This is a genomic window from Planctomycetaceae bacterium, from assembly GCA_039680605.1.
Classification (GTDB): Bacteria; Planctomycetota; Phycisphaerae; order SM23-33; family SM23-33; genus JAJFUU01.
The window spans coordinates 31492-55695 of the sequence record JBDKTA010000070.1 but is presented as its reverse complement, the minus strand read 5'-3'; the positions used below and the strand labels follow the sequence as shown (position 1 = coordinate 55695).

Here is a 24204-nt window from a genome sequence, read left to right as displayed (position 1 = left end):
AACCTATTGACAGCGGGCCGGCGGTATGCTATACTCTAGGCATGGGAATTATGTGTGCAAAAGGCACAAGGGGGCTTGACAAACCGCATAGGCGCTGTCGTGCGTTGGCACGGCGGCGCTTTTTGTTGTTGCAACGATTGAAAGGAGAGAACTATGAGCAGGGAAATCAAACGGGTGCCGCTAGATTTCGATTGGCCGATTGGAAAGGTATGGGATGGCTACGTCTGTGAGTATGATAGCCATAAATGCCCGGCATGTCGGGCCGGGTGGTCTGGGGCCTATTGGGCCATATCTGAGCACGTCAACCATCTCTTGTGGGATACCGACAACCTCCGCAAGTTTCCAGAGTATGCCAAGCTCACCGAATGGCTGTGTGGCAGGTCTGGGCTTCGTAGCGGTTTAGGCCATGACAGTATGGATGCGTGGGCGGCGGTCGATAAGCTCGCCACGCTTGCCAATCTTCCAGAGGATTGGGAAAGGTGCCCGGAGTGCAACGGCAGCGGCTTGGCCCCTGGGTACAAAGAGCTTGCCGATGCCTGGGAAAAGACAGAGCCGCTAGAGGGCGACGGCTGGCAGGTCTGGGAAACCGTATCGGAAGGCTCGCCGATAAGTCCGGTATTCGCCACAAGTGAAGAGCTTGTCGCGTGGCTCATGGCGCAAGGGACTAGCGAAACGGCCGCCCGAAACTTCATAGAGAGCAAATGGTGCCCGTCCGCGTTGGTGGTTAACGGTCGATGGTATGAAGGCATCGAATCATGCGCCGCACCAGGCAAGAAAGACAGCGCACCCAGCGACTAGCGCCATGTTAGACCCCTGCACCCCAAGCGAGAGAGTTGCCGTGCTGGTCTACCTACTGACCATCGGCAAGCGGGTGACGGCGCAAGACGCCGCTCGCATCGTCGGCATAACCGACCGCTCGGCTCGGGACATGCTCAACAGAATATCGCGCATGGTCCCGATATACCGCGACGACGACGGCAAATGGACGATTTGCACGCAAACGGCAAAGGGGCAACCGCCCAACGTGCCATAATGTGATAGAACATAAACGGGAGGGGATAATCATGGAAAATCCGTTCAAAGTCTTACTCCGTAGCCGCAAGTTCTGGCTCGCCATTCTGGACGCTATCGCCGCAATCCTGGGCCTGTGGGTCGGCACGCTCGTTGACGAAGCCACAGCAAAGCTCATTATGGCAACGTGGGCCGCGACGCAGCCCGTGTTCGTGACGGTCATCGCCGCCATTGCCTACGAGGATAAAGCCAACATGGAGATGATCGCCAAGATCGACACGGCTAATTCCCTATTTATCGGCGGCGATTGCTGCAAGAAGGACGAACCATGACCGAGGCGATGTGGGAGGCGCTGTTCACCCAGATGCCCGTCGCGGGCGTGATCATCGCCCTGCTTGTCATCTGGAATAAGCAGCTCGACAAGTGGACCGAAAAGGTCAACGGGTCACTGCTTGAGATAGCCAAGATTCTGGCGCGGATGGAGCAACTACAGACCAACGGCAATACCCGGCTCGCGTCTATGCAAGAGACCATGACAGAGCACGAGAAAGAGGTTGCCGGGCGGCCGTGCATCATGGCAAAGCAACGCAGGGCAGCCGCACCTTAACAGCATGGCGAAAACCAACCGGCGCGACCTGAGCCGGCCTTGTGCCGGGTTGCCGAGACGCACGCCCGGAGATCGGGCAATATGACAGCTCGCCGCATTCAGGCCGCGCCGATATGGCAACGCTAACCGTACACGTCGGCGATCTGCACGTCGGATCGACGCTTGCCCTGTGCCCGCCAATTGTGCGCCTGGACGATGGCGGCACGTATCAGCCGCCGAAAGAGATGCTGTGGTTCTGGGAGTGCTGGTGCGCGTTCTGGGCAGACACTGCGCGACTGAAGGAAAAGCTCGGTTGTCCCGTGCTTGCCGTATTCGGCGGCGACCTGCGCGACGGAGATCACCACGGCACAACGCAGTTATGGGCCAAAAACGAGCACGACCAGGATCGGGCGGTGTACCAGGCATTGGCGGTTGCCAGGCCGGTGCTTGACGGCGCGGTGTTTCTGCGAGGGACGCCGGCGCACGACGGGCCGGCCTCCAACGGAGACGAACGGTACGCCGAGACGCTGGCAGAGCGGGGCTGGCCGGTGGTTCGCAACGGGCAGCAGTTCTCGTGGTGGATCTGGACCGACGAGATAGACGGGGTTCGCATCCAGGAGAAGCACGCGCCGGGCACCGTGAGCCGCATCCCGTCGAAGGTGGACAGCGGGGCCGCCAGAGAGGCCGAATACCTATGGATCGAATATGCCAAGATAGGCACTCCGCCGCCACACGTCGCCATCTTTCACCATGTCCACATCCGGGCACGAGGCTTCTTTGAGTCGCTTTATTGCCATTTCTGCCCAGCTTGGCAATTGCCGACGGCGTGGGTCAACGGCAAGCTGCACACGCCAAAGGTCGAGCCGCCGGGCGGGCTGCGGCTGTTTTGCAAGGACGGGACCTGGACGCCATACGAGCTGCGCTTCAGGCCGAGAAACAGGGTAGCATGGACGAAGTGAGGCCGTTTGGCAATGTGACCGCCGAAGATTTGCTGGCCAGGGCAGAGGCGATTGACGCGGCGGCCAGGCTGGCAGACATCCCGCCGCCGATAGCCGCTCACGAGTTCACCATCACCCAGTTTGCCGAGCGGCGGCGGGTGAGCCGCAACTTTGCAGAGAGGTTATTGGCTGAGATGGTCAAGGCCGGACAGTTGGAATGTGCCCAACGGATGGATACGACGACCAAGCGCAGAGCCACGGCGTTTTGGGTGCCGAAATGAGAGGCGACATGGCAGATTGCTACATCGTCGGGGGTAAGGCCGTGAAAAAGAAGCTCAAAGTCAAGTACTTGCTCAAGCGCATCAAGGCGCTGGAAGAGCGGGTAGCGGCATTGGAGGCCAAACAGTGGTGGCCCTACGGTGGCACATGGTGGATCGGAGAGCCGACCTGCCAGCCGCCACACGACACAACAATAACCATCACCTGCGCTGACCAGACGAACGCGAGCGCAGAATGAAGGCCGCAGCGGGGGCGGCGCATCGTTCCTCCCTTTCAGAGCCGGGCCGGGTGTTCTCTCTCCTGCATCCGGCCCGGCAGAGGGGAGCCGAGATAACACGGGAATAACACGGTGAGCGAACGGGAACAAAACGGGCGATTTGGTAAGGGCAACCAGGCGGCCAAGGGCAACAATGGCGGCCGCCCGCGGCGTTCCGTTGAAGAGCGGTGCATCGCCCGCCTTGCAAACATCATGACAGACGAAGAGCTAGATAAGCTCTTCAATACCGGATTGTCCAGGGCGCAATCCGGCGACGTGGCATGGGCAAAGCTGATCCTGAATTATCTTGTCGGCTTGCCAATCGAGCGCAAGGAAATCAGCGGGCCGGACGGCGGGCCGGTAGAAATGGCGGTCAAGGGCTATGTTAGCATCTCGCCCGACGATTGGCCGACAGAACCTTAACACCAAAATCATAGCCAGATTCAACCCGCTGTCCTGGCAGGTCGAGCCGTGGCGGGACACCTCGCCGGTTGTGCTGTTTACCGGCAGCGCGGGCGGCGGCAAATCACGGCTGGCGGCCGAGAAGCTGCACGGCTACATGAAACGCTATCCCGGCGCGATGGGCCTGATGCTCCGCAAGACCCGCGACTCGATGACCAACAGCACGGTCCTTTTCATGGACCGGGCGGTGATAGGCCGCGACCCGCAGGTCCGGCACTACCCGAGCAAGCACCGATTCGAGTATGACAACGGCTCGATCCTGGCCTATGGCGGCATGGCCGACGAACAGCAGCGGGAGCAAATCAGGAGCATCGGGCAAGACGGGGCGCTTGACATCGTATGGATGGAAGAGGCGACCCGCTTTGTTGAGGATGACTATAACGAAATCCTGACCCGTATGCGCGGCAAGGCGGCGCCGTGGCTCCAGATCGTGCTGACCACCAACCCGGACTCGCCGACGCATTGGATTTACAAACGGCTTATCAGCGGCGGCGGGGCGAAGGTCTATTACAGCTCCGCTACCGACAACTGGCACAACCCGGCGTCGTACAGCGAGACATTGGCCGGGCTGACCGGCGTTTTGCACAAGCGGCTGGCGTTGGGCCAATGGATACAAGCTGAGGGCGCGGTCTATGACACATTCGACCAGGCGATCCATGTTGTTGACAGGTTTGACATCCCGGCGGAATGGCGGCGAATCAGGGCGATAGATTTTGGGTACACCAACGCTTTTGTCTGCCAGTGGTGGGCGATGGACGGCGACGGGCGGGCATACCGTTACCGGGAGATTTACCACACCCGCAAGCTGGTAGAGGATCACGCCCGGCACATTGTCAGGCTGAGCGAGGGGGAAAAGATCGAGGCGACGGTTGCAGATCACGACGCAGAGGACAGGGCCACATTGGAAAAGTACGGCGTGACAACCAGGCCGGCAAAGAAGGACGTATCGCCGGGCATCCAGGCCGTCCAATCGCGCCTGAAAATTGCAAATGACGGCAAGCCGCGCTTGTTCTTGATGCGCGGTTCGTCGGTTGAATACGACCCAAACCTAGAGCACGACAAGCGCCCGACTTGCACAGAAGATGAGTTCACCGGCTATGTCTGGCCCAAAGACCCGTCGGGCCGCATAGTGAAAGAGGCTCCAATCAAAGAGAACGATCACGGCATGGATGCTATGCGGTATGCGGTAATGTACCTGGACGGGCCAAGGGGGGTATTCGTTGGCTAACAAACCATCAGCAATCGAGCGCCTGAGAAAGGCAGTCGCCTACTACCGCCACGGCTGGCCGGCAATCGAGCGCAAGCAAGCGCCGTTCTACTGGCCGTCGTGGCGTTCCGGTCAACCGCAGTGGTCGATCGTCAACGCCGAAGCCTATGTACAGGAAGGCTTTGAGCAAAACGCGATCATCTACAGCGCAATCATGTATAAGGCCCGCGCCGCTTGTGTCGCACCTCTGCGCGCCTACGCTGGCAACCGTGACGAACACATCACGCTGCCCGATGCCGCACCCCTCGCCGCGCTGTGCCGGCAGCCAAACGAGTTCATGGCCTGGTCAGAGTTTCAGATGCTCAACACCGTATTCCTGAACCTGATCGGCAACTCATTTGTCTACGTCGACAACAAGGTTCGCAAGGACGGCGCGCCCACGTCGCTGTATGCCCTACGGCCGGATCGCGTCGCCATTGTGCCGGGGCCGCGCAACACGCTCAAGGGCTACCTCTACACACCCGAGGGCAAGTCATGGGTTGACGCTTTCCCGATCCTGCCCCAAGACATGATCCACGTCCGCTTGCCCAACCCCGGCGACCCGCTGGAAGGGCTGGGCTGGGGCCTGTCGCCTATCAGCCCGATGGCCTGGTCTGCCGACGTAGACAACGCCGCGACCAAGTTTCTCAAGCTCTTTTTTGAGCATGGCGCGATGATCCCCGGCGTGCTGTCGTTTGACGTGCCCATGACCAACGACGAAGTGGCCAGTGCCCGCGAGCGTTGGATGGAGGTTTACGGCGGCTATGAGAACTGGTCAGATACCGCCGTGCTGGACCAGGGCGGCAAGTACCAGCGGGTGGGCCTGGCGTTCAACGAGATGGGCTTTGAGAACATCGACAGCCGCGACGAATCGCGCATGGTCGCTCCGTTCGGCGTGCCGGCCGTGCTGATTAGCACCCGGTACGGCATGGAGCGCAGCACGTTCAGCAACTACGAAGAGGCGCGCAAGGCATTCTGGGAAGATACGATGGTTCCCGAAATGGGCCTATTCGAGACAGAGTACCAGAGCAAGCTACCCACCGTCGCCGGCTCGTTTGTGGAGTTTGACTTTGCCAATGTGCCGGCCTTGCGCAAAGACACCCCGAAACTGATGACCAGTATATGCGAAGCATGGGATCGTGGTATGCCCTGGACAGTCGCCGCCAAGACGGTTGGCGTAGAATTGGCCGACAGATTCCCCGGTGATGACGTGGGGTTCTTGCCCTTCAACTCCGTGCCGGTAACGTCGCTGCTAGGTGCCGGACAGCGCCAAGCCGCCATCCCGGCACGCACGACCCAGGCCGAAGAGGCGGAGCCGACCGGGCAAGAAACGATAACGGAGAGCGAGGGCGAAGAGGCGGAGGGGAAGGCGACCGCGCCCGCCGAAACCAAATCCACCCTGACCCCCGACCAAAAAGCCCTACTCTGGAAACAGCAAGACAACATCGCCCGCCGTTGGGAGCCCAAGTTCAGCGAGGCGGCCGTCCAGGCTTTCGAGGATGACCGCCGCGCTATCCTGGCCCTGGTCGCGGACGCCAAGGGCAAGAGCAAGGCGCGCAAGGCGACGCTGAACTATGGCGAGCTGCTGGACATGATCCTGGCCTACATCGCCGGGGATAGCCAAGAGAACTGGCGCAAGCAGTTTTGGCCGCTGATTGAGGCGATTGTTACCGACCAAGGGCAAATGCTGAATGCCGCATTCGGCATATCGTTTGACGTGCGTAATCTGTTTTCTGAGGCATTTTTCGACACCTACTTGATCCCGTTCGCGCAAAAGATAGCCGAGACGACAGAAGGATCGGTCCGCTCTATGCTACAGCAGGGCATGACCGAGGGCTGGTCAATCGACGAAATGACCGACAACCTGGACAAGATGTTTGAGCAATGGATGAATGGCAGCCTATCGCCGGAAGATTTCGCCTGGTACAAAGAACGTATGCCGGCCTATAGACGAGAGGTGATCGCCCGAACGGAAACCATCCGCAGCTCAGCATACGGCAGCAATGCCATCTACAAGGGCTGGGGCGTCAAGCGCAAAGAATGGCTAACCGCGATAGACGGCAGGCAACGCGATAGCCACGGCGCAGCCAATGGGCAGGTCGTCGAAGTAGGCGAGCCGTTTCGGGTTGGCGGCTATGACATGGAATACCCAGGCGACATGAACGCACCGGCTGAAGAGGTGTGCAATTGCCGCTGTACTATTCTGCCGGTGATGGACGATGCCCAGGCTTGACGAAGCGACCCGGCTAGAAATAAAGGGCCTAAAGGAAACCCAAGCCAAGATGGAGCAAGTAGCCCGCGACTTGGAAGGCTCGCCGTTGGTAGAGACAATGCGCACCTGTACGCTGATGGTAGAGCGCGACGCCAAGATTCTAGCCCCGGTGGACACTGGGCGGCTGAGAGCCAGCATCACACCACGGGTCGAAAGGGGCGTTATTGGCAGCGGCGTCAAGGGCGTCGTCGGCTCGAATGTGAAGTATGCCGCTGCGGTTGAGACGGGATCGAAGCCACACTGGCCACCGTTCCGGGCGCTGGAGGGCTGGGCGCGCCGGCATGGCGCAAACGAGGCCGAGGTCTGGTGGGCCATCGGCATCAAGGGCACGCGGGCGCAGCCATACCTGCAACCGGCCTTTGAGAAGAACGAAAGCGCGATCAAGGACAAGCTAGAAGATTTCGTGGTCAAGATCGTGGCAAAGTGAAAGGAGAGTCAATGAACGTCTGGTATGGCCTTGTAGAATGGTTCGGGCTGCGCACAAACGAAGGTCCGGTGCCGGTGCAATATGTCAAGGCGCCGTGGTGGCCTGAGTGGATAACCATTACGCTGAATTGAAAGGGGAGAACATGAAAACGTGGACAGACAACCGCGTGCTGGCATTGGCGCGGGTGCTTGGATTCAAGGTAACGCGCAAGACGGTGGTTATACAAGTTCACCAAAACAACGTGCTAATGGAAAAGATGGACTGGACAGCTACCCCGCCGCCGACAGAATACACAACGGAAGAGATCGGCGTTTCGTTCCTGGCGGGCGTGCCCGGTATATGGGGCCTGGGCTATGGCCCTGAAACCGACACGCTTGCAGTACGGTTTGCGCGCACCGCCGGCCCTGACCCGTTTATTGTTGAGTTCTTGAATGGGCGGGGCCTATCGGTGCCCGCCAGTTGGCAAGAAGGAGCGCCGGCATGAAAGTCCGCTGTCCGAATTGTCAAGGCTGGGTTGACGTTCTGCTGCCGCAGAGCTACCAGACCTACACCGCGACCGTCAACTGCCGGACGTGCGGCCATCCGGTCACGGTCGAGATCGACGTCAAGTCGGGGCCGGTTGTCGGGCCGAGTGAGACGAAATGACCATCCAATCTACCGGCAACATTACGCTCACCACGCTGGCCGGCGCGCCAGATGCCGACGGTGACTTTATCCCGCTAGGCGATTTCAGCGAGGCCGGGATTGTGGTAGAGGGTCCGTTGTCGTGTGGTGAGCTGCAAGAACTCAAGGCGCAATGGGAACAGCTATTCAAGGGCAGCAGCATCGCAACCGTGACCATCTTGGAGCTAGGGAAATGACCCCAGGCCGCGAGTTCTGGGTTGCCGTGCGCCAGGCGCTGCTCATGCTGGTCGATGCACTTGAGCGCGAGCTGGGCATATCGCCACGGACGGCGGAGCTGCGAAAAACGGCAAAGGGGCAACCGCCCGGCACAGTATAATACACTAGACGTATAACGGCAGTCCACACGGAACGCCAGCCATTTGAGCCAGTCGCAAGACGGCCCAGGGCTGGCGTTTTGCGTTTAGGGGGTAAGCATGGAACACAAACAATTTGCATCCTACATCGGGCCGATTGACGAAGCGCAGGGCATCGTTGAAAAGATCGTCGCCGTCATGGGCAACATTGACCAGGGAAATGACCGTATCTGGAATGGAGCTTTCAGCAAGACCATCCAAGAACGCGGCCTAAAGATAAAGGGTCTCGATCAGCACGATAGCAGGAGCGTGCGCAACGTCGTAGCCAAGACGCTGGAAATGCGCGAATTGAACCGGGCTGAATTGCCACCCGATCTGCTGCTGAAATATCCCGACGCAACTGGCGGCCTATGGGTCAAGGCGCAATACATCTTGGGCACACAGCCGGGGCGCGAAGTCTTTACCCTTATCCGTGAGGGGGCGGTTGACGAAGCCTCGATTGGCTACGACCCGATCATTGCCGAGTATTCAAGCGTTGACACGGCACAAGGGAAAAAGACAATCAGGGAGTTGAAAGAACTGAAACTTTTTGAGTGGAGTGACGTGATCTGGGGTATGAATTCTGCTACAGCTAACCTCTCCGCCAAGGACGCCGCGCCCGCTGCCGACGAGGCCAAGGTCAAGCCCGGCGACGACGAAACCGAAGAGGCATTCATGGCCCGCTGCATCCCGGCCATGGTCAACGAGGGCCGCGAGCAAGACCAGGCTGTTGCCATGTGTGTGGGCATGTTCGCCGAGGGCACCAAAGACGACGACGAAGAGAAGCGCAAGCGACGCCGGCGCAAGCTGCCGGCCGCCGGGACAGGCGCGGTCCATGCCGTTGTGTTGGATAGCGCCGATCCGCCCGAAGAGGCCAAGGCCGGCCGCCGCGTCCGCAAGGAAAAGCTCGAAGAGGCGCGGGCGGCAATGGCGACGCTGGACGCCTTCCTGAAATGGGCCGATTACGACGAAGAATCCGAACCGCCCGACGAGGGCGATGAAGAGAAGCCAAAGGCTGCCGCCGGGCCGGACCTCCACCCACGGCAGAAGCAGGCGATGATCGAACGATTGAAGCTAGAACTAACGGAGGTGTGACTATGAATCTGAGCACTTCTCAGACCGATCTCCTGGCCGCCGCAAGTCTGAAGATGGCCGAGGCCGAAGCCCTGGCCGCCAAGACGGACGCGAGCGGTGAGGAAAACGCCAAATTCCTGGCCCTCGTGGTCGAGGTCAAGGCACTCCGCGAAAAGGCCGCCGCTATCGGCGATCTGGAGCGCAGCCGCCAAGACCTGTTGACCATGGGCCAGACCAAGAGCGCGCCGGGTCCCAAGACCTGGAAGTCGCTCGGCGAGATGCTGACCGGCGTCCATGCGGCCTCATTCAAAGGCCGCTACGACCCGCGCCTGACCTCGTTTCAGGACAACAGCGAGCCGCCAACCCAGATGAAAGAGGGTTGGGAGAGCAAGGAAACGAAGGACCTGGTAGAGAACGTCGGCGCGTCCGGCGGCTTCCTGGTCCCGGTCGAGCAGCGGGCCGAGCTGTTGAAGCTGCCCGCGCCCGATCTCCAGGTCCGCCCGCGGGCAACCATCGTCCCGATGCGGCGGCGCCAGATTCAATGGCCCGTCCTGGACCAGACCAACACCACGGCCGGACGCCCGGCATGGTTCGGCGGCGTCCTTGGCCACTGGACCGAAGAGGCGGCCTACAAGGACGAATCCGATCCGCAGTTCCGCCAGATCAACCTCGTGGCCCACAAGCTGGTGTGCCTGACCGAAGCGTCAGACGAGCTGCTTGAGGATTCCGCCGTATCCTTGGAGGCGCTGCTGTCGCAGCTCTTCACCGGCTCGATCTCCTGGTACGAGGAAGAGGCGTTCATCAACGGCACCGGCGCCGGCCAACCGATGGGCATCATTGGCGCGCCCGGTACGTTCGCCCAGGGCAGGGCCGTTGTGGGCGCTATCGGCCTGGTCGACATCATCAACATGCTGGAACACAGCTACGGAAACCCGGTTTGGTTCATCACCAAGTCGGCGCTGCCGTCCCTGCTCCAACTGAACGGCCCGGCCGGCAACCCGTCCTATGTGTTCATCCCGAACGCCCGCGACGGTATGCCTGGCACGCTGTTCGGCTATCCGGTGTTCTACAACGAGCACTGCCCGCTGCTGGGCAACCGCGGCGACATCATCCTGGCCGATTGCCGGTACTACCTCGTCGGCGACCGCCAGGCAACGACCATCGACGCCTCGAAGCACTACAAGTTCCGCTATGACCTGACCACCTGGCGGGCGGTACATCGCGTCGACGGGCAGGAATGGCTGTCCCAGCCGCTCCGGTTGAGCGACGGAACCACGCAAATCTCGCCGTTCGTCATCCTTGACGCCGCGACGGGCAGCTAGGAGGATAACATGCCTGCATATACCGAAGAGTTCTCGGAAGTTCACGAAAAACTGGCAACCCTTTACCCGATCGCCAAGGCCGGCGTCATCTCGACGCCGTGGGTGTCGGTGGCGACCTACCATCGGGTGTTCGTCGAGATCCTGACCGGCAACATGGTCAACCCCCTCGACGTGGCGATCTGGCAAGCAACCGATGTGGCCGGCACCGGCGCAAAGTTCGTCACCGGCAAGGCGATCACCCAACTGAACGGCGGCGACGACAGCAACGCCGTTGGGATCGAGCTGCGCACCGAAGAGCTTGACGTGGATGGTGGCTTTGACTTCATCCGCGTCCAGACCACCAACGGCGGCGCGGGCGGCAACGTCTACAGCGTCGTCGTCTATGGCATCGTCGGGCGCTACCTGCCCGTCGGTATAACGGAGTGGGACGAAATCGTCCACTAAGGCCAAAGCGCGGATCGCGTTGGCAATGGGGGGCCGGGGCTTCTCCTTTCACCCGGCCCCCCACATGAAAGGAGCAACCGTGCCAGTCTGGTTACAACTCACCAAGCCGAAAAGGATCAGCGCCGGCGGCCAGTCGATTGACCGCTGGCCCGGCGATTGGGTCCAGGTCGGCAAGCAAACCGCCCAAGCATGGATCGCCGAAGGCTCTGCCGTCGTGCCCTACCCCCAAGCGATGCAAGCCGAAGAGCCGGCGGGCACGGCGGGCGTTATGGTCTTTTGGGGATCGGCCAGCTACGAAGAGGTCAAGGTCGAATGGGCCAACCCCGGCAAGTATGAGCTGCGCTGGGAGAAAACCTGCTTCTGGGATACCCGCGCCGCCACCCCTCGCCACCTGCTAGGGGCCGGCTTCTCATTCTTGAACAAATGGCAGGTCGCCGCGCCGTTGTGGGATTACCGTGAGCTGGCCATGAACGAGGGCACCGACGAAGAGCGCGAGCGCACCAAGTCGATCATCCGTGACCTGCGCGTGCCAATGTACGACACCCGGCTGGTATTCATGCGCAGGTGCCCTGAGACAAGGACGCTGCTTGAGATTTGGGACGGCGAGTCGAACGGCAAGATGGACCGGCTATCATTCCTGCGGGCGTTGTACCGGGTCAAGCCGCTGACGCTGGCCCTGCCGGTGACCTGGACAGGCCAATGGGCGCCGACCACAGCGTAGAAAGGAAAGCGATGGAAAAACCACAAGCTATCAACATCTTGGGCCTTGTTTATGGAGTTGAATATGTAGACAAGCCCTCCGATGTAGACCTCTTCAGGCGCGAATCACTGTGGGGCCAAATCGATTTCTGGACACGCACTATCCGTATTTATGACAACGGGCGCGGAAATGAAGATCTGTGGCATACCATCATGCACGAGGTTTTGCACGGTATTGCCAGCGCACTAAAACTGAAGGCGCTGACCGGCAGTGAACATGAAGACGAATTGGATCTATTGGCCTTGGCCCTGGTAGATGTCCTGTTCCGCAATGGGTGGATACCGTGCCCGACTCAGATCACGGCATAGAAAGGGCCATCATGGACAAGACGTGGAAAATGCTCCCGTGGCGACTAGACATATCGCAACCTACACGGCGAAAGATAGTACTTGTATCGCCAGAACTGCTACAAGGCATGTTGACAACCGGATGGCATGTTGGCAAAGATAGGGCCATGGAATGCGTCAACGGATTGCCAGAGGGTACACGGTTCATTACTGCCTATTATGACTATATCAGGCAAGTCATCGCCCTGATATTTGAGCACCCTGACTGGCCCGAGATCGTGCCCTATTCAGAGCCTCCGATCATCACGCCCACATTCCGGGCGCAGTACAGGACTGGTGGCGATTGATACGGTGGATCACGGCGTAGTGTACATCGCCTATGGCACGGCAGCCCAGGCCGAAGCCGCCGCAAGCATAGCCAGCCTGAAGCGGCACAACAAGCGGCTGCCGGTCCTGTGCATCACCGACGCCCGGGCCATGAAAGGCGCGGATCACATCATGCGCTTTGGCGGCGACGAGGGCTGGGGAGCGCGGCGGGCAAAGCTGCACGTTGACCAGTTATCGCCGTGGGATCGCTTTCTGTACCTCGACGCCGACACCCGCGTCAACGGCCCGCTCATGGCCGGATTCGACATCCTGGCCGATGGCTGGGATTTGGTCATCACCCCAAGCGACAACCAGGAAACCCGCCTGCTGTGGCACGTCTCAGACGCTGACCGCGAGCTGACCCTGATGGACAACCCCAGGCCGTTGCAGCTACAGGGCGGCGTCTTTTTCGCACGCAAAACAGACCAGACCCGCGCATTCTTTCAGGCATGGCGTGAAGAGTGGGCGCGGTTCGGCACGATGGATCAAGGCGCGCTGATTCGGGCGCTGGGCCGCGAGCCGGTGAGAACGTGGCTGCTCGGGCGGGCGTACAATGGCGGCGAGTTGGTGACACACCGATTCGGCGCGGCGAAAGCATGAAAGGGGAGAGATGGCGACAATAACCCTTACCACTACCAAGGCGTTCAAGTTTGATGCCGACTGGCCGGTTCATTATGTTAACGGCATATTTGACCCTCTTTGTCTCTGTGGCAAATACGCATTGCAGGCAACCACTGATCCAGACAACGTTACTTGTGAACAATGCAAGAAGTTGCAGGATACGAAAGGGGAGAAATGAACGCCTGGAAGAGAAAGGCGCTGGCACTCGCAAGGCTGGCGGAGGACCAAGCCGGAAAACCAGAGGGTGAGCTTGCCCGTGAAAAGCTGCTTAAGATTCTTGAGCGACACCCAGAGGCGCGGGATTATGCGCCATTAAGGGCTTTCACCGTCGGAGAGTTTCGAGAGATGGGGCGGATGGGGGTATCGACTGACGGGTCATGGACTGGCGCGAGCATAGAAGATGCGATTTCCATGATGGTCAAGGATTATCAGGCGCGATTTGCAGAGGCGAAGGCCCGACGCAATCAGCGAGCGATTGGAGCGACATCTTGAACGCCAACATCGTCTACTCTGGCATCGGCAAGGGCACGGTCCTTGACCGGCTGGCGCGCATCCTGGCCGATACGACCGGCTGGACATACACCCGCACGCCGAATGGGCAAGCCGACATCACCTACTTTATCTGCTACGTCGAATTTGCCGAAAAGTTCAGCGATTGGCACGTGACCCCGGTCGCGGCCTGGTTCACTCACCACGAGACGCACGTCCCGTGGAAGCACTTTTGGTGGGAGCTGGCCTGCAATAATGTGGACATGCGCATCACCGCTGCCCGCCAGTACCTGGCCGAGTTGTCAGAGTATGGCCCGGTCGCGTTGTGCCCCAAGCCGCCGATTGACCCGCAGTTCGTGATTACGGAGCGCGCCAAGAACGACAAGCCAGTGATCGGCGTTGCCGGCTACGTCCACCCCGGCGGGCGCAAGGGCGAAAAGCTCGTGGCGAAATTGGCCGGCGACAGGTCCGGCAAGTGGGCCGTCAAGGCCATCGGCAAGGGCTGGCCGGTCGATACCGAGACGCTGGAATGGGAGGCGCTGCCGGCCTGGTACAACAGCCTGGACGTGTTTCTGTGTACCAGCACCGTCGAAGGCGTGCCCATGCCGCCGCTTGAGGCGCTGGCCTGCGGCGTGCCCGTTGTCATCCCCAAGGGCGTCGGGATGCTTGACGACCTGCCCGACATGCCCGGCGTCCACCGCTACGAGGCCGGCGATTACGGCGACATGTGCCGGGCGCTGAAAGAGGCGCTGAAAACGGACAGCGACCGGGGGGCGCTGCGCCATGCCGTCGAAGGCTATACCGCCGACTCGTGGGCCAACGACCACCAGATCGCCCTGGCCCAAATGAGCCTTGAACAGCATATCGAGAGCGACCGCCATGGCCGGCGCGGCGTCGTCTATGTCGCCTATGGCGGTCCGTCCAGGGAGTGCGCAAAAGCGGCGATTGCATCGTTCAAGCAGCACGCCAAGGGGATCGAGGTCGCGGTCATCGGCACAGAGCCGCTTGACGCGGGCGAGGATGTGTTCATCCAATGCCCGGACGTTGACATTGGCGGCAGGCACGCCAAGACGCTGATCTATGACCTGGCGCCGGCAGAGTGGGAATACATCGGCTACATGGACAGCGACACCGAGCTACAGCAAGACCCGTCGTTCCTGTGGCAAGCCCTGATGGACGGTTGGGATATGGTCATCTGCAAAAACCCGGCCAAATACCACGTCGCGTGGGAGATGCGCCGGTCAGACAACGCCGATGAGTGCGACCATACCTTCAACACCATCGGCTGTGGCGAGCTGATCCAACTGAATGGGGGCGTCTTTACCTTCCAGCGCAACGCCAGGACGGCGGCCTTCTTTCACGCCTGGCACGAGGAATGGAAAGCCTGGGGCAAGCGCGATCAAGGGGCGCTGCTGCGGGCGCTGTATGCCAACCCGGTCAAGCTGTACGTCTTGGGGAATTGGCCTTACAACCTGATCGTCAGGTATGCCGGCATGGAGGGCATTCCCGACGCAGAGAAAACGGCGGTGCTCAAACATTTTCCCATGACCAGTAGGCGATGGAGAGGTAAGGTAATAGACCGCTCAGACAGTAGGGCAGCATGGGCGGTGGTAGAACAATGGGAAAAAGAGCACGGCTATCGAACATGACGGCGGGCATGGCACGAACGGCAGAGCGGAATAACGTCAAGCACGTGGGCATCATCGTAGCCATTATGATGATGATATTCTCGCGCCCGCTTGCCACAATCAAGGCACGCCAAGTTTTTTGGCGTCGGTATTTCGCCCCGCAGGATAGCTGCATCAACTATGGCAGATGCGGCCACTATGATCTGATATTCCTTTTTAGCTTGACGTTCCTTGCTGTATTTTCTTGCCCGTTCGCTGGTATTGTTACGATGATACTGCTCTTTCCAACGATCTGGGTATTCGGTACGATAGCGCAAGCGGGAATCGCGGCGCTTTTCGCTCTTGTCGAAGCGGCGAATAGACGCCTTGCCCTTATCGCTATTGTTCCAGCCGGTATATACCTTCTTTCCCGCATCCGTTGTGCGGTATTGGCGCTGATATTCTGTCTCGCACGCCTTACACTTCCCACGATACTTGTTACCGCTCTTGCGAAATGCAGACAACGGCTGCGGCTTTCCGCCAGATTGGCAATCTGGATTTTTGCATACCCTAACATCTTCCATCGTTACGCGCCTCCAGTTGTTGGTAGGGTTACATGCTATCATAGGATTGGCGCGTTGTCAAATATCTGCTGTCCTATGACAGCGCAAGAAATAGGAGGTTGACAGAATGGCAGATTACTACCGAGAGCGAGACGAAATCATCCCCGACGGGATGCGGACCATGTACCAGGAGGTGGGCCACGAGTGCCACGGCGAGGTTGTGGCGACCAATGAGGTCTGGCGGGTGCAAGAAATCTACCTTGCCGCTGCAACCGATGTAGGCGTCAAGAACCGCAAAACCTACATCGTGCCCGATGATTACGAGGGGCAAGTGCTGTGGGCCGGTGTGACCGTGACCACCACGGCGACGGTTGGCACCCGGCAGATTCAGATCGCGGCTTATCGGGATGACGGCGTTTTGCTTGGCGTCCTGGCTACAGCCGGCACGACGCAAGCGGCCAGCCTGACCCGCTACTACACCTTTGCGCCGGGCCTGGCCGATCTGACCGCGTTCCGCGACACCAACTGCCTGACTACGCCGCTGCCCACCGAGACGACGGGACGGCGGCAACAGCGGTTCGTCGTATTCGACAACAAGAACATCGATCCGCTTGACAACGTGGTTGTGGCTATCCAGGTAAAAGTCAGGACGGTCAGCAACGCATGAACCTGACCGGCACGCCCGCCGAAATCCTGGCCACACTGCAAGATGGCAAGGTCAAGCGCGCCCTGGACGCTGTGGGCTCTACTATCGAGCCGACCAAGAACCAGATCGACCGGCACGAGGCGGCGGCGCTGTTCGTGCTTGCCGCCAAGTGCGACGGCTACGAGTCGCACATTTTGGAGCTGGGCACCTGTTACGGCTACAGCGCGGCGGTCATGGCGGAGGCCGCGCCCAAAGCGAACATCACGACGCTGACGCCAAGCGCCAAACACTTCTCGTATGCCGAACAGGCGCTCAGATATTGGCCCAACGTGAGGCCGCTCAAGCTGCGCTCCTGGGATTATCTGTCAATCTACAGCGGGCCGCTGTTGGATCTCGTGTTCGTCGACGGCTATCACGGCATGGTGGTTTGGGACTTGCCCTGGTGGCAATGGCTCAAAGCCGGCGGGCTGATGGTGTTTCACGACTACAGCCCCAAGCGGGCAACGAGGGGCTGCCAGCCGGTGTACGAGACCTTAACGGCGGTGAAAGATGCGTTCCGTGACTTTGACGTGAAGGTCATCACCGACGCCGGCCAGGGGTTCGTCGGCTGGTATCGCAAGCAGGGCGAAACGCTACCGGCCCTGGACGAAGCGCGCTACTCGTGGAAGTACGACGAAGCCTGCCGCAACTGGATTCCGGGTGTGCCATGATCCAAGACGACGATGCCATTATCACCGCCGCGCTCTACTCGTGCATCCCGCCTGACCGGCTCAAGATGATGCTGGCCTTGTGCCGCCGTCGCCTGCCGCCCGGCTGTATCGTCCAGTGTGGCGTCTATCGCGGCGGCTCGGGGGCGCTGCTGTCGTGGGCAACAATGCGCGATCTGTGGCTATTCGACCGCTTTATCGGGATGCCCAAGCCGGACAAGATCGACGGTGAAAGGGCCGCGTCCAAGTGGACGCCCGACTGGTGCCGGGCATCATTGCAAGACGTGACCGCCGTTCTTGACAAGCTAGAGGTATCGCCTGACAGGGTGCGGATCATCGGCGGCGACGTGCTAACAACGCTGGCAAATGTCGTGGTAGTCAAGGTCGCACTGCTGCATATCGACGTAGATTGGTATGCGCCCACCAGGGCATGTCTAGAGCGGTTCTTGCCCGTTATGTCGAAGGGCGGCCTGGTCATCGTAGACGACTACCACCACTGGCCCGGCTGCAGGGCCGCGGTTGACGAATTGAACGTCAAGATCAACGAAATGGACGGGACGGCGATATGGTTCCAGGTCTGAGACACCACGGCGAAAACACGATCATCTACCCGCTGGCGCGCATCGTCTACCCGGAGATGGTGAGCATCGGCGACCACTGCATCATCGACGACTTTACGTTCATCCACGGCGGGCAGGGTGTGACACTGGGCGATTACGTTCACATTGCCGTCCAGGCGCTGATTATGGGCGGCGGGGTGTGCGAGATCGGCCCATTCTCAGGGATAGCGATGGGCGCGCAGATCCTGACCGGCTCGGATGATTACACCGGCGTCACGCTGCTAGGCCCGGCCATCATGCCGCCGTTTCGCAGGCCGATCCGCTCGTTTGTGCGCATCGGACGCCAAACAGTGATCGGCGCGGGCACGGTTGTCTTGCCCGGCGTGACCATCGGCGACGGGGTAGCAGTGGGCGCTATGTCGCTCGTGACCAAAGACCTGCCGCCCTGGACGCTGTGTTATGGCACGCCGGCCAGGCCACACCGGGACAGGCCGCGCAAAGAGATCGAGGTGCTAGAGCGTGAGTTTCTGGCGTGGCAGGAAGAGAACGAAAGGAAGGGAATCAAATGATGGAGGTCCTTGATCTGCGCTCGCAAGAGACTAAAGACTGGGACAGAATCGAGGCGGCGGCTATTCAGCGCCTCCAGGCCAAAAGGCCGAATATAGATTATTTCGGATTTCAGCCAGGAGGAATTGCCGTTCTGGACGGTGAATTTACCATCGACGATCTAGAGGCCGTCATTGAAGAAATGAGGGTGCTCAGTAAAGAGGCCCAAGGATGATAACCGCCGCCGTTGTGCCGGTCGGTTTCGTGGACGGCTACCGCGCCACCCTGCGCCTGTGCCTTGAGCGCATCTGTGCTGAGTTTGACGCCGTGTACCTGCCGCTGACCACGCGCAAGGACGCTGGGTGGTTCGATTGGCTGCCCGACAATGCGCACCTTATCAGCGACCGCCGGACGTGGTTTCCGGAGATTGGCGGCCAATCCTACTACGTACCACAGATGGTCGCCACGAGTACCGATGTCGGCTGGCACGAGGCCCGGCATGGCGGCGCGGATCAAATCGTCTTTATGTTCTGCAACTGCTACGTCACGCCCGACGCGGCGGCCTACCTGCGCCAGCCGGTCGACGGCCTGGGCTATGTCCACCGCTGCGATAGTCTAAGCGGCGTGGTGTTTCACGCCGACAAGATGTGGCCCTACATCCTGCGGGCTGATTCTGACGTACAATTCGGCCTGGACGGCATCACCTACGACGGCAAGCCGACGCCGTGGATCGCCGGGCATTGGCCCGAGATGGACAGTGTAGCCGTGATCGACTTGCCGCTGGAATTGCCGCTGTCAGATTACGCCAGGCGCATGAATTTTATCCGCTGCTACCATGACCTCGTGCCCAAGCGGCGGGCAGAGTTCGTCTGGTCTGACTGGAAAAAGTACTTCACCGACAAGTACAGCCGCAAGCACCGGAGTGACCGCCCGCTGCCGTTTGACCTGGACACGAGCGGATTTGTGAGCCGGCAAGTGCTGGCAGAATTGGAGATGGTGGGATGTTTAACTGGATAGAGAGACAGAGTAAACCGGTCGTCTTTGTCATATGCCTGCTTATCATCGCGCTTGGCATCGCGGTCGGCATTGGCGCCCGTTGGTTGCTGTATCGGGCTGGGTTGCCGTGGTGGGCGTTTTAGTATGATCCCCCTACACCTCGCCCTACTGCACCGGGGCCATTGGTACAACCAGGCGCCGCGCATCGACGGTCATTTCGCCTACGACGTGCCGGGCCTGACCTGGGAGCATCACGACGTAGAGCGTGACTTTTGCCTGGACGTGAAAGCCTGGAAAGACGTAGACGCGATCTGGCTTGACGACGGCAAATATTCCGCACCGTCAATCGAGCCGCACAAGGGCAACCGGATCAGCCCGGTCGTCTACCGCGTGCTGTGGCCTACGTTGGGCGAGTCGATCCACGAAACGAAGCGGCGCATTGCTGAACGGCTGGCCGATCTCGTGCTGTTAGACCATGACAAGCCTGAGAACTGGTACAGCTCCGATTTCCAGGTAAGGCAGCTCCCCTACGCCGTCAACGAGCGGTACTACCGGGATCGGGGGCTGAGACGTGACATTGACGTGGGGTTCTACTGTGTGTGGCAGCACTCACCGGCCCGGCCCGCTTTCAGCGCGTGGCTTGAGGGCTACTGCAAAAAGCGCGGCTGGGTGTACTGGCACACCGGCGGGCAAAGCGTGAATCAGGAATACGCCAGCCTGTTGGCAAGGACAAAGGTTGTCGTTCACCTGAACCGCACGGCCAACACGCGACCGGCGCGGATATTCGACTGTGCGGCGGCGGGCGCGGCGTTCCTGTCTAACCCCATGCCGCCGGTTATCGGCGAGTGTTGGATGCCCGGCGTCCATTACCTGACATTCGACAAGCCGGCAGACAGTTATGTCTTGGACGGCAAGCCGCGAGGGCCTTTCAGCGACAAAGAGATGGAGGGCGTAGAGATCGCGCTTGACGACTTGATCGGGCATGGCTTTTGGGAGCCGATAGCGGCCAATGCCAAAGCCTACACCCTCGCCTGCCACACCTGGGAGCGGCGGTCGTGGGAATTGCGTGGGATACTGTGCGATTGTTTTCCGCACCTGAGAAGGAAGGTTGGTGAGCAATGGGCGTACACATGAGACAATTCAACCGGGGCCGTGTCTTTGAGTGTGGCGGCAAGCAATCGCACCTAATCCGCGACGTGCTGCCCAAGACCGCGAGGGTGCGCAAGAACTTTGTCCAGCCGGTTTACAGCGAAGGGCCAAACACCGTCTTTATCGACGTGGGCATCGCGCCATACCGGGCCAACACCGATGAATTGGCGCTGTTTGCCCTGCCGCCGGCGACCCGGCAAGAGACAGAAGCACAGTTCTTTGGCCGCCTGTTTGACGCCATTTGCTACCACCTGGAAGAGTCGTGGCTGCCCGGCAAGGTGCATGTTCTGCTGCATTCGTCCGGCTGGGACAGTCGCATCATGGGCATGGCGCTCAAGCGGGTGATAGACCGCCAGCATTATACCGATCCGGTCGTCTGCTTTTCGTTTGGGCCGGAAGCGCAGATCGCCCGTCAGATTATGCTATTCGAGGGCTGGGCCGAAGAGCAGATCGTGACCGTCAAAGACCCGGCGCTGTGGCTCTGGCCCATTCTGGACATCGGCTGCGGCCAATACCTGAACGGCGCGCACCCGACCATTCCAGTATCGCGCTTCTGGCTGCTACACGCTTTCCAAAAGGCGCTATGTCTGCCCAAGAACCGCGACCGCTGGCAGTCCATCAGCGGCTATGGCTCATCGTCGCTCATTGGCAGCGGCGCGGAAATGAGCCTGCCCGATCTGCAAGCGGTGAGCGGGTTTGGATCTGACTACTGGCTTATGGGCGCGGGCAAGAACCGGCTGCACAGGTGGGCCGTCAAGCATTATGGCGTGGCAACCAGCATCCCGCCAAGCCTGCCCGGTGAGGTGTTGCCCTGGCTGAGTTACGACGTGCTGCGCGTCGCGGTCGAATCGTCGGTCAGGGAGGCGTTTGACCTGCGGCAGCGGATGTGCGCCTGGCTTGATCCGATGCTGGCGGCGTTCCCGCGGCTTGCCGACGAATGGCCGCTGTTCCCGCCCGAGATCGTGACCCGGATGCTGTGCCAGTACCACGAATCATGGTACGGCCAGAACTGCGCGCCCGAAGCTGTGCCGGCGACGAAGGCCATGTGGTCAAGCGGCGCGGGGCACCTTGAGCGGTCGGAGTGGTGGTCACACTGGACGGCGGCCTGTTACTGCGAAGCCTTGCGAAAGGATGGGTACACGCTCAAATGAAACACTGGCTTGAGGACTTGGAGCGCAAGACGGCAGAACTAGACGCCGATCTGCTGCTATGGCCCAGCACGCCGCTGCTGAATATCCAGGGCCGCATCCGCGAGCGGGTGGGGGCCGGCGACCGCGATGTCAGCAACCCGGCGTCAAGGCCGGCGCGGATCATCAAGGCGCTGCGAGAGGTCAAGCCGGTCAACGTACTGGACATTTGCTGCGGTGACGCGCTGGTGCTCAAGGCGCTCAAGGATGCGCTGGACGTGCCCTGCTATGGCGTCGATCTGAGCCTGGACATTCCCGGCCAAGCAGAGGCGAAAGCAACCGGCGTCGAATTGTACCGCGTGGCATTGCAGGCGCTGGTTGACAGCCCGCCGCCCGATTGCCTCGCCGTGACCATGATGCTCAACACCTACCGGGGCTGGAAAGACGCCGGGCTGCATAATGGCGAAGAGAGCCTGCCAGACAGGGTAACGGCGTGGCTGGCAAACTACAGCCTGCGCTCGGTGCTGACCGTGACACCGTGGCAATTCCAAGAGCTTGCCGTGACCAACTACGTGCAAGACCCGGGACCGGGCGAAGGCGACAAGTCGCGGTTGGTGGTGGTGACATGGGGATAGAACCGCGCACGTCCGAGATCGTGCTTGTCTGCCCAACGCTTGACATATTGCGCGGCGCGCAGACGTTGGCTGAAGCGAAAGACACCGCCGGGCTGGACGTGGGCGCGCTGCTGATTTCAGACTATGCCCGGCGCGGCGGCCTGGTTGTGTCGAATGTGCTATGGCGCGCCGCGATGGATTGGGGCGCTCGCGTCGCCGTGTTCGTCAACGACGACTGCTCGCAGTTCCCGGACGGCTGGTGCAAGCGGCTGGTGGACGTGCTTGACAGCAGGCCGGAAATCGGGGTTGCTGTGACGGGCGCGCCGTGCCATAGCACGCCGCAGGGCAAGGGCAAGCCGGGGCTGCCGCAAGCCGTGATCGAGCTGCAACACCCGGCGGCCTGGGTCGTGGCAGCGGTCAAGACGGACGTGTTCCGGGCCGTTGGATTCATGGACGAAGGCTATCAGCACTACTGCGACGATACCGATCTGGAAATGAGGATGCGTGAAAAGGGCTGGCGGTCGGTGTATGTCCAGGATGTGTGGATTAACCACGCCATGGGCCAGACGTGGGGCGAGTGGTACGACAAGGACCGGGCACGGTTCAAGCAGAAATGGGGGAAAGGATGAGCAGGATCGAGATTTTCAGCAACACGATGGGCGAATCGGAGTGGGAAGCAGTCGCTCGCGTCTTTGCCTCGCGCTGGCTTGGCACCGGCAAGCAGTGTGAACGGCTGGAAAAAGAGCTTGCCGAAACGTGGGGCGTCAAGAATGTGCTGCTCTTGAACTGTTGCACGTCGGGGCTGTACCTCGCGCCGCGCATCCTGGGGCTACAGCCGGGGCAACAGGTGATCATGCCGTCGGTCAGCTTTGTGGCATCGGCAAACGCGGTCATGGAACAGGGCGGCCAGTGCGTATTCTGCGACGTAGATCGCCACACCCTGAACGTCACCGCCGATGAGATCGAGAAGCACATCACCTCGCGGACGGTGGGGGTATCGCTGCTGCATTATGGCGGCCATCCGTGCGACATGGACCCGATCGTGGAGCTATGCCGGGAGCATGGCCTGTGGCTCTTGGAGGATGCCGCTTGCGCCGTCGCCTCGACCTACCACGGGCAAGCCGTCGGCACGTTCGGGCAAGCCGGCGCGTGGTCATTTGACAGCATGAAAATCCTGGTCATGGGCGATGGCGGGGCGCTGTGGCTGCGGAGCGACGCAGACTATGAGCGGGGCAAGCGGCTGCGCAACCTGGGCCTAGACAGCAACTATGGCTCAGACAAGGTGGGCAAGGCCAGCCGGTGGTGGGAGTTCACCGTGTCCGAGCCGTCAAGCCGGTGCGGGTCGAATGACATCCTGGCCGCCATAGGCCGGGAGCAACTGCGCAAGGTGCCGGCGTTCGTCGCCGCGCGGGGCGAGATATGGGACACCTACCAGGCCATGCTGTACGGCGTCGGTGATTTGACCTTGCCGCCCGAGCCGCTGCCGGGCTGCACGTCAAGCTACTACCTGTACTGGGTGCAAACCGACCGCCGCGACGAATTGGCCCACCACATGATCGAGAATGGCATCTACGTCACATTCCGCTACCTGCCGCTTCACCTGGCCTACAACACCGGCAATAGCTTGAGTGAGGCGGAGTGGGCCAACGAGCACACCCTGTGCATCCCGCTACACCAAAACCTGACGGGCGAGGAGGTTGACAAGATCACCACGACGATTAGGGGGTTCTATGCCTAGCGCGCCTTGTACCATAACGGTCGGCCTTCATCGGGCCTCGTTTCTAAGGCGGTGTCGCAACTTCCCGAAGGTGTGGCGCTCACACTATCACGTGT

Annotated in this window: 34 protein-coding genes; 33 read left to right on the top strand and 1 reads right to left on the bottom strand. The window is 60.5% G+C overall.

From position 1 onward, the window contains the following. Positions 1 to 153 precede the first annotated feature (153 nt). The 22 genes from ABFD92_21335 (at position 154) to ABFD92_21230 (ending at position 15505) form a co-directional block, all read left to right on the top strand. A complete protein-coding gene (locus ABFD92_21335; GenBank protein MEN6507088.1) occupies positions 154 to 798 on the top strand; it encodes a hypothetical protein in 645 nt (214 codons plus the stop codon). A 40-nt stretch (positions 799 to 838) separates the two neighbouring features. Then, positions 839 to 1033: a hypothetical protein gene (locus tag ABFD92_21330; GenBank protein ID MEN6507087.1), complete on the top strand. Its 195-nt coding sequence runs from the start codon at positions 839 to 841 to the stop codon at positions 1031 to 1033. A gap of 31 nt (positions 1034 to 1064) precedes the next feature. Further along, positions 1065 to 1343: a hypothetical protein gene (locus ABFD92_21325; protein ID MEN6507086.1), complete on the top strand. Its 279-nt coding sequence runs from the start codon at positions 1065 to 1067 to the stop codon at positions 1341 to 1343. After that, positions 1340 to 1618, top strand: a complete 279-nt coding sequence (locus ABFD92_21320; GenBank protein MEN6507085.1) for a hypothetical protein — start codon at positions 1340 to 1342, stop codon at positions 1616 to 1618. Before ABFD92_21325 ends, ABFD92_21320 begins: the two co-directional genes overlap by 4 nt. Positions 1619 to 1731: 113 nt before the next feature. Further along, entirely contained in the window at positions 1732 to 2556 is an 825-nt protein-coding gene (locus tag ABFD92_21315; protein ID MEN6507084.1) for a hypothetical protein, read from the top strand. Further along, positions 2544 to 2816: a hypothetical protein gene (locus tag ABFD92_21310; GenBank protein ID MEN6507083.1), complete on the top strand. Its 273-nt coding sequence runs from the start codon at positions 2544 to 2546 to the stop codon at positions 2814 to 2816. Before ABFD92_21315 ends, ABFD92_21310 begins: the two co-directional genes overlap by 13 nt. An 8-nt stretch (positions 2817 to 2824) precedes the next feature. Then, positions 2825 to 3052 (top strand): hypothetical protein, encoded by a 228-nt coding sequence (locus ABFD92_21305; protein ID MEN6507082.1) that lies wholly within the window; start codon positions 2825 to 2827, stop codon positions 3050 to 3052. 111 nt (positions 3053 to 3163) lie between these two features. Beyond that, complete coding sequence (locus tag ABFD92_21300; protein ID MEN6507081.1) at positions 3164 to 3493, top strand: hypothetical protein; 330 nt, start codon at positions 3164 to 3166, stop codon at positions 3491 to 3493. After that, positions 3453 to 4760 carry a phage terminase large subunit gene (locus ABFD92_21295; protein ID MEN6507080.1) on the top strand — a complete coding sequence of 436 codons (1308 nt, stop codon included), beginning with the start codon at positions 3453 to 3455 and terminating at the stop codon, positions 4758 to 4760. The genes ABFD92_21300 and ABFD92_21295 overlap by 41 nt, the downstream gene beginning before the upstream one ends. After that, positions 4753 to 7011, top strand: a complete 2259-nt coding sequence (locus ABFD92_21290; protein MEN6507079.1) for a phage portal protein — start codon at positions 4753 to 4755, stop codon at positions 7009 to 7011. Before ABFD92_21295 ends, ABFD92_21290 begins: the two co-directional genes overlap by 8 nt. Continuing rightward, positions 6998 to 7477 carry an HK97 gp10 family phage protein gene (locus ABFD92_21285; GenBank protein ID MEN6507078.1) on the top strand — a complete coding sequence of 160 codons (480 nt, stop codon included), beginning with the start codon at positions 6998 to 7000 and terminating at the stop codon, positions 7475 to 7477. Before ABFD92_21290 ends, ABFD92_21285 begins: the two co-directional genes overlap by 14 nt. Positions 7478 to 7619: 142 nt before the next feature. Then, a complete protein-coding gene (locus ABFD92_21280; protein MEN6507077.1) occupies positions 7620 to 7961 on the top strand; it encodes a hypothetical protein in 342 nt (113 codons plus the stop codon). Next, entirely contained in the window at positions 7958 to 8122 is a 165-nt protein-coding gene (locus tag ABFD92_21275) for a hypothetical protein (GenBank protein MEN6507076.1), read from the top strand. The genes ABFD92_21280 and ABFD92_21275 overlap by 4 nt, the downstream gene beginning before the upstream one ends. Then, entirely contained in the window at positions 8119 to 8337 is a 219-nt protein-coding gene (locus ABFD92_21270; protein ID MEN6507075.1) for a hypothetical protein, read from the top strand. Before ABFD92_21275 ends, ABFD92_21270 begins: the two co-directional genes overlap by 4 nt. Before the next feature lie 237 nt (positions 8338 to 8574). Continuing rightward, the gene (locus ABFD92_21265; protein MEN6507074.1) at positions 8575 to 9588 is read left to right on the top strand and encodes an HK97 family phage prohead protease; all 1014 of its coding nucleotides are present in this window, start codon (positions 8575 to 8577) and stop codon (positions 9586 to 9588) included. Positions 9589 to 9590: 2 nt separating this feature from the next. Then, on the top strand, positions 9591 to 10889 hold the full coding sequence (locus ABFD92_21260; GenBank protein ID MEN6507073.1) for a phage major capsid protein: 1299 nt from the start codon (positions 9591 to 9593) through the stop codon (positions 10887 to 10889). A gap of 9 nt (positions 10890 to 10898) precedes the next feature. Then, complete coding sequence (locus ABFD92_21255) at positions 10899 to 11333, top strand: hypothetical protein (protein ID MEN6507072.1); 435 nt, start codon at positions 10899 to 10901, stop codon at positions 11331 to 11333. 79 nt (positions 11334 to 11412) lie between these two features. Continuing rightward, complete coding sequence (locus tag ABFD92_21250; protein MEN6507071.1) at positions 11413 to 12054, top strand: hypothetical protein; 642 nt, start codon at positions 11413 to 11415, stop codon at positions 12052 to 12054. Then, complete coding sequence (locus ABFD92_21245; protein MEN6507070.1) at positions 12033 to 12401, top strand: hypothetical protein; 369 nt, start codon at positions 12033 to 12035, stop codon at positions 12399 to 12401. The genes ABFD92_21250 and ABFD92_21245 overlap by 22 nt, the downstream gene beginning before the upstream one ends. 345 nt (positions 12402 to 12746) lie before the next feature. Then, on the top strand, positions 12747 to 13346 hold the full coding sequence (locus tag ABFD92_21240) for a putative nucleotide-diphospho-sugar transferase (GenBank protein MEN6507069.1): 600 nt from the start codon (positions 12747 to 12749) through the stop codon (positions 13344 to 13346). Between the two features lie 195 nt (positions 13347 to 13541). Further along, positions 13542 to 13859: a hypothetical protein gene (locus tag ABFD92_21235; GenBank protein ID MEN6507068.1), complete on the top strand. Its 318-nt coding sequence runs from the start codon at positions 13542 to 13544 to the stop codon at positions 13857 to 13859. Further along, on the top strand, positions 13856 to 15505 hold the full coding sequence (locus ABFD92_21230; protein MEN6507067.1) for a glycosyltransferase: 1650 nt from the start codon (positions 13856 to 13858) through the stop codon (positions 15503 to 15505). The genes ABFD92_21235 and ABFD92_21230 overlap by 4 nt, the downstream gene beginning before the upstream one ends. Here ABFD92_21230 and ABFD92_21225 read toward each other — a convergent pair. Further along, positions 15493 to 16047: a hypothetical protein gene (locus tag ABFD92_21225; protein ID MEN6507066.1), complete on the bottom strand. Its 555-nt coding sequence runs from the start codon at positions 16045 to 16047 to the stop codon at positions 15493 to 15495. The genes ABFD92_21230 and ABFD92_21225 overlap by 13 nt on opposite strands. 106 nt (positions 16048 to 16153) lie before the next feature. Here ABFD92_21225 and ABFD92_21220 point away from each other — a divergent pair, with 106 nt between their 5' ends. The 11 genes from ABFD92_21220 (at position 16154) to ABFD92_21170 (ending at position 24109) form a co-directional block, all read left to right on the top strand. After that, positions 16154 to 16693, top strand: a complete 540-nt coding sequence (locus tag ABFD92_21220; protein MEN6507065.1) for a hypothetical protein — start codon at positions 16154 to 16156, stop codon at positions 16691 to 16693. Further along, positions 16690 to 17382, top strand: a complete 693-nt coding sequence (locus tag ABFD92_21215) for a class I SAM-dependent methyltransferase (GenBank protein MEN6507064.1) — start codon at positions 16690 to 16692, stop codon at positions 17380 to 17382. Before ABFD92_21220 ends, ABFD92_21215 begins: the two co-directional genes overlap by 4 nt. After that, positions 17379 to 17960, top strand: coding sequence for a TylF/MycF/NovP-related O-methyltransferase (locus tag ABFD92_21210; GenBank protein ID MEN6507063.1), 582 nt, complete (start codon positions 17379 to 17381; stop codon positions 17958 to 17960). The genes ABFD92_21215 and ABFD92_21210 overlap by 4 nt, the downstream gene beginning before the upstream one ends. Then, positions 17945 to 18508 (top strand): acyltransferase, encoded by a 564-nt coding sequence (locus tag ABFD92_21205; GenBank protein MEN6507062.1) that lies wholly within the window; start codon positions 17945 to 17947, stop codon positions 18506 to 18508. The genes ABFD92_21210 and ABFD92_21205 overlap by 16 nt, the downstream gene beginning before the upstream one ends. After that, the gene (locus tag ABFD92_21200; protein ID MEN6507061.1) at positions 18505 to 18720 is read left to right on the top strand and encodes a hypothetical protein; all 216 of its coding nucleotides are present in this window, start codon (positions 18505 to 18507) and stop codon (positions 18718 to 18720) included. Before ABFD92_21205 ends, ABFD92_21200 begins: the two co-directional genes overlap by 4 nt. Then, the gene (locus tag ABFD92_21195; protein MEN6507060.1) at positions 18717 to 19502 is read left to right on the top strand and encodes a hypothetical protein; all 786 of its coding nucleotides are present in this window, start codon (positions 18717 to 18719) and stop codon (positions 19500 to 19502) included. Before ABFD92_21200 ends, ABFD92_21195 begins: the two co-directional genes overlap by 4 nt. A 123-nt stretch (positions 19503 to 19625) precedes the next feature. Then, the gene (locus ABFD92_21190; protein MEN6507059.1) at positions 19626 to 20615 is read left to right on the top strand and encodes a glycosyltransferase; all 990 of its coding nucleotides are present in this window, start codon (positions 19626 to 19628) and stop codon (positions 20613 to 20615) included. Then, positions 20612 to 21781, top strand: a complete 1170-nt coding sequence (locus ABFD92_21185; GenBank protein ID MEN6507058.1) for a hypothetical protein — start codon at positions 20612 to 20614, stop codon at positions 21779 to 21781. The genes ABFD92_21190 and ABFD92_21185 overlap by 4 nt, the downstream gene beginning before the upstream one ends. Next, positions 21778 to 22392 carry a hypothetical protein gene (locus ABFD92_21180; GenBank protein MEN6507057.1) on the top strand — a complete coding sequence of 205 codons (615 nt, stop codon included), beginning with the start codon at positions 21778 to 21780 and terminating at the stop codon, positions 22390 to 22392. The genes ABFD92_21185 and ABFD92_21180 overlap by 4 nt, the downstream gene beginning before the upstream one ends. Next, a complete protein-coding gene (locus ABFD92_21175) occupies positions 22383 to 23000 on the top strand; it encodes a hypothetical protein (protein MEN6507056.1) in 618 nt (205 codons plus the stop codon). The genes ABFD92_21180 and ABFD92_21175 overlap by 10 nt, the downstream gene beginning before the upstream one ends. Further along, positions 22997 to 24109, top strand: coding sequence for a DegT/DnrJ/EryC1/StrS family aminotransferase (locus ABFD92_21170; GenBank protein ID MEN6507055.1), 1113 nt, complete (start codon positions 22997 to 22999; stop codon positions 24107 to 24109). The genes ABFD92_21175 and ABFD92_21170 overlap by 4 nt, the downstream gene beginning before the upstream one ends. Positions 24110 to 24204 lie beyond the last annotated feature (95 nt).

Excerpts from the sequence above, each read along its gene's own strand:
- ABFD92_21335 (MEN6507088.1), top strand. The coding sequence starts at position 154 with ATGAGCAGGGAAATCAAACGGGTGCCGCTAGATTTCGATTGGCCGATT.
- ABFD92_21325 (MEN6507086.1), top strand. The coding sequence starts at position 1,065 with ATGGAAAATCCGTTCAAAGTCTTACTCCGTAGCCGCAAGTTCTGGCTC.
- ABFD92_21320 (MEN6507085.1), top strand. The coding sequence starts at position 1,340 with ATGACCGAGGCGATGTGGGAGGCGCTGTTCACCCAGATGCCCGTCGCG.
- ABFD92_21315 (MEN6507084.1), top strand. The coding sequence starts at position 1,732 with ATGGCAACGCTAACCGTACACGTCGGCGATCTGCACGTCGGATCGACG.
- ABFD92_21310 (MEN6507083.1), top strand. The coding sequence starts at position 2,544 with ATGGACGAAGTGAGGCCGTTTGGCAATGTGACCGCCGAAGATTTGCTG.
- ABFD92_21305 (MEN6507082.1), top strand. The coding sequence starts at position 2,825 with ATGGCAGATTGCTACATCGTCGGGGGTAAGGCCGTGAAAAAGAAGCTC.
- ABFD92_21295 (MEN6507080.1), top strand. The coding sequence starts at position 3,453 with ATGTTAGCATCTCGCCCGACGATTGGCCGACAGAACCTTAACACCAAA.
- ABFD92_21285 (MEN6507078.1), top strand. The coding sequence starts at position 6,998 with ATGCCCAGGCTTGACGAAGCGACCCGGCTAGAAATAAAGGGCCTAAAG.
- ABFD92_21280 (MEN6507077.1), top strand. The coding sequence starts at position 7,620 with ATGAAAACGTGGACAGACAACCGCGTGCTGGCATTGGCGCGGGTGCTT.
- ABFD92_21275 (MEN6507076.1), top strand. The coding sequence starts at position 7,958 with ATGAAAGTCCGCTGTCCGAATTGTCAAGGCTGGGTTGACGTTCTGCTG.
- ABFD92_21270 (MEN6507075.1), top strand. The coding sequence starts at position 8,119 with ATGACCATCCAATCTACCGGCAACATTACGCTCACCACGCTGGCCGGC.
- ABFD92_21265 (MEN6507074.1), top strand. The coding sequence starts at position 8,575 with ATGGAACACAAACAATTTGCATCCTACATCGGGCCGATTGACGAAGCG.
- ABFD92_21260 (MEN6507073.1), top strand. The coding sequence starts at position 9,591 with ATGAATCTGAGCACTTCTCAGACCGATCTCCTGGCCGCCGCAAGTCTG.
- ABFD92_21255 (MEN6507072.1), top strand. The coding sequence starts at position 10,899 with ATGCCTGCATATACCGAAGAGTTCTCGGAAGTTCACGAAAAACTGGCA.
- ABFD92_21245 (MEN6507070.1), top strand. The coding sequence starts at position 12,033 with ATGGGCGCCGACCACAGCGTAGAAAGGAAAGCGATGGAAAAACCACAA.
- ABFD92_21235 (MEN6507068.1), top strand. The coding sequence starts at position 13,542 with ATGAACGCCTGGAAGAGAAAGGCGCTGGCACTCGCAAGGCTGGCGGAG.
- ABFD92_21225 (MEN6507066.1), bottom strand. The coding sequence starts at position 16,047 with ATGGAAGATGTTAGGGTATGCAAAAATCCAGATTGCCAATCTGGCGGA.
- ABFD92_21220 (MEN6507065.1), top strand. The coding sequence starts at position 16,154 with ATGGCAGATTACTACCGAGAGCGAGACGAAATCATCCCCGACGGGATG.
- ABFD92_21215 (MEN6507064.1), top strand. The coding sequence starts at position 16,690 with ATGAACCTGACCGGCACGCCCGCCGAAATCCTGGCCACACTGCAAGAT.
- ABFD92_21210 (MEN6507063.1), top strand. The coding sequence starts at position 17,379 with ATGATCCAAGACGACGATGCCATTATCACCGCCGCGCTCTACTCGTGC.
- ABFD92_21205 (MEN6507062.1), top strand. The coding sequence starts at position 17,945 with ATGGTTCCAGGTCTGAGACACCACGGCGAAAACACGATCATCTACCCG.
- ABFD92_21200 (MEN6507061.1), top strand. The coding sequence starts at position 18,505 with ATGATGGAGGTCCTTGATCTGCGCTCGCAAGAGACTAAAGACTGGGAC.
- ABFD92_21195 (MEN6507060.1), top strand. The coding sequence starts at position 18,717 with ATGATAACCGCCGCCGTTGTGCCGGTCGGTTTCGTGGACGGCTACCGC.
- ABFD92_21190 (MEN6507059.1), top strand. The coding sequence starts at position 19,626 with ATGATCCCCCTACACCTCGCCCTACTGCACCGGGGCCATTGGTACAAC.
- ABFD92_21185 (MEN6507058.1), top strand. The coding sequence starts at position 20,612 with ATGAGACAATTCAACCGGGGCCGTGTCTTTGAGTGTGGCGGCAAGCAA.
- ABFD92_21180 (MEN6507057.1), top strand. The coding sequence starts at position 21,778 with ATGAAACACTGGCTTGAGGACTTGGAGCGCAAGACGGCAGAACTAGAC.
- ABFD92_21175 (MEN6507056.1), top strand. The coding sequence starts at position 22,383 with ATGGGGATAGAACCGCGCACGTCCGAGATCGTGCTTGTCTGCCCAACG.
- ABFD92_21170 (MEN6507055.1), top strand. The coding sequence starts at position 22,997 with ATGAGCAGGATCGAGATTTTCAGCAACACGATGGGCGAATCGGAGTGG.